Source organism: Halorubrum sp. AD140 (genome assembly GCF_034497445.1).
Lineage (GTDB): Archaea > Halobacteriota > Halobacteria > Halobacteriales > Haloferacaceae > Halorubrum.
On sequence record NZ_JAXRUU010000179.1, the window covers coordinates 1 to 1,492 of the forward strand.

A 1,492-nucleotide genomic window follows, 5' to 3' on the forward strand; every position below is an offset into this window, starting at 1 on the left:
TCGCGGACCGGGAGTTCGCGGCCCTCGCGGGGACCGCGTTCGCCCGTAGCCAGGCGTACTCGACGATCCTCATCGCCCTCGCGCTGTACGCCGACCTGTTCGGCACCACCGGGTTCGTCGAGGGCCTGTTCGGCACCGCCTTCGCGATCGTGCAGTTGGTCATCGTCCTCCCACTGGGGCGGAAGGTCGACACCGGCAACGCGAAGCGGTGGCTGCTCGGCGGCTTCCTGATCAACGTCGCCGTCTTCGTCGGGTTCGCCTTCGTCGACAGCTCCGTTCACGTGGTCCTCGTGCGGATGGTCCAGGGGCTCGGCGCGAGCGTCCTCTGGATCACCGGCGCGACGGTGATCGGCGAGATCAGCCCGGACGACGAGCGGGGGCGGTGGCTCGGCTCGTACAACCAGTTCGCCTCCGTCTCGTCGCTCGCGGGCGACCTCGTCGGCGGCTACCTCCTGTACGCGTACGGGTTCTCCGAGACGTACCTCGTGTTGACCCTCGTCACGCTCGCCGCCTTCGCCCTCGTCTTCGCCTTCCTCCGCGACAACCCCGGCGGCCGGACGGACCCCGAGGAGGCGGGCGGGATCGAGACGTTCCGGTCGCTTTTAGGCCTCCCGATGCTGCGCGCCCTGGTGTTCTTCCGGTTCACCTTCAGCGTCGGGAAGATGGCGGTGATCATCTTCCTCCCCATCTACGCCCGCACGACGTTCGGCATCTCGGCGTTCGCCATCGGCTGGATCATGGCGGGCGGGAAGCTGACGAAGGCGCTCACGCAGGGGTTCGTCGGCGACCTCACCGACCGCTACGAGCGCACGTACCTGTTCGTCGCGGTCGGCGCGCTCCTGTACGGCGTCGGCACGGCGACGATCCCGCTCGCGGCGTACTTCGAGGGGACCGTCTCGCCGGTCACCGTCTCGTACCTCGGCGACTCGCAGACGCTCGGCGGGGCCTTCTTCGCGCTGTTCGCCGCCTACTCGCTGCTCGGGATCGCCGACTCGATCCGCCTGCCCGCGAGCATGTCGCTGTTCGTCACCGAGGGCGAGGCGTACGACTCCGTCGCCAGCGCGATGAGCTTACGCTCCGTCTCGTGGAAGGTCGGGCAGGTTGTCGGCCCGGTGTTAGTCGGCACCACGATGGACTTCACCACCACCGAGACGGGGTTCCTCTTGGCGGCCGCGTTCATCGCGTTCGCGACGACGGGCTTCGCGTGGCAGGCGCGCGCGGCCCACCGCGCTCACCGGGAGCCGGGCGGGCCCGTCCCCGGCGACGACTGATTCCGATCAGCGGAACATCTCGTTCAGAGGGTGTAGTCGTGCTCGCCCGTCTCCGACTCCAAGAAGGCCGTCAGCAGGTCGATCGTCGCCTCGACGTCGCCGCCGTCCGCGGTCTCGGTGACGGTGTGGAGGTACCGCGTCGGGATCGAGATCGCGCCGACGGGCTTCGCGCCCGCCGTGTTCTGGAACCCCGCGGTGTCGGTGCCCCCGGCCGGCAGCAC

At 69.4% G+C, this 1,492-nt stretch carries 1 protein-coding gene and 1 pseudogene; one reads left to right on the forward strand and one right to left on the reverse strand.

All coding sequences use genetic code 11. The annotated features are described in order from the left end of the window. The coding region (locus tag U4E84_RS17170) for an MFS transporter (RefSeq protein WP_322533316.1) at nucleotides 1–1,271 on the forward strand (1,271 nt) is incomplete at its 5' end. Nucleotides 1,272–1,294: 23 nt separating this feature from the next. On the opposite strand, the pseudogene U4E84_RS17175 reads toward U4E84_RS17170, so the two are convergent. Beyond that, nucleotides 1,295–1,492 (reverse strand): annotated as a pseudogene (locus U4E84_RS17175) (M42 family peptidase); the annotation flags it as partial.